At 43.5% G+C, this 1,001-nt stretch carries 1 protein-coding gene; it reads left to right on the top strand.

Annotation, left to right across the window (positions count from 1 at the left end; translation table 11 throughout):
* The first annotated feature begins 326 nt into the window (after positions 1 to 326).
* On the top strand, positions 327 to 473 hold the full coding sequence (locus TW81_RS19470) for a hypothetical protein (RefSeq protein WP_204244015.1): 147 nt from the start codon (positions 327 to 329) through the stop codon (positions 471 to 473).
* Positions 474 to 1,001: the final 528 nt, after the last annotated feature.

Raw genomic sequence — 1,001 nt, 5'->3', positions numbered from 1 at the left:
TACTCCTATTACATAACGCCGTGTTAAGTGGTGAACAACGCCCCACCTCACTTAATAAAAACACCATAATCACTGCACTAAAATTTGCAACCAAAACTGCCGAGCGTTGAGAATCCATCTTGAACACATTGTTAATAAAGTACTTTCCACGCGTTCTGGACTAAAAAAACGCGCCAGATTCAACACCAATAACCAACTAGATTTTTACTGGCTACTGCCCCACGACAGCTTCCGAAAACAAGGTTTCAGCGAGCGCCAAACTTGACTGGCAATAGATAGGCCATCCACTGAAGTTCAGGTTAGATAATTGCCACAACGGTGAACCAATGAAAGCTGAAATGGTGGTTGGCATATTAGCGCTTTCGACAATTTCAAATGGCATTTTTAGCAAAGAACCTACAAAACAGATAGCGAATGACGAAGATGTTTTGAAGCTGAAATACCAACAACAAACACAGGGCCACTCACCATAAAAACTATTTGTTAACAGTAGCTTATTAACGCCCTGCTAAGTGGCTGCCAACCTGCCACTAAACTTAAACAAGCCACCGTAAACACCAAACCTAACCCGAAGTAAAACCGCCGCGCGTTGGCAGTCCGTCTTAAGCAGTTTGTTAGGAATGCTTATTACGCGCACTTTCGCTGATTTGGAATGCAGTGGTTGACCTATAGAACACCAATGTTGAAAGCATCGCAACAGCCACTGAAGTTTAATGACAAGCGCTTCACTAAATTTGCGGTGGTTCGTTGAACCAAAATACGCTGAACTTCAAAACACCGAACCACAGAGCCTTTTGGGACAAGCGGTTTCTGACAACTGAATTGGCCGTTCACGCTGAAAAACGGTGAATCACTGAACTCAAGATTTAGCCACAAAACGAAGCTTTCACACGAAAATGTTCGCGCCACACTGACGCGAAAGTAACTTCAACTGATGAACTTGAAGTGGCTGAGTACCGAACTAATAAGCCTACATTCTTAAAGCAACCTAACGCCGCGTT

This window comes from Vibrio galatheae, from assembly GCF_000967545.1.
GTDB lineage: Bacteria > Pseudomonadota > Gammaproteobacteria > Enterobacterales > Vibrionaceae > Vibrio > Vibrio galatheae.
Note: the sequence above shows the minus strand (reverse complement) of the source record. Positions and strands in the feature narration are given on the sequence as shown.

Bases quoted from the DNA above. Each gene is read 5' to 3' on its own strand.
- TW81_RS19470 (WP_204244015.1), top strand. From the start codon at position 327: ATGAAAGCTGAAATGGTGGTTGGCATATTAGCGCTTTCGACAATTTCA.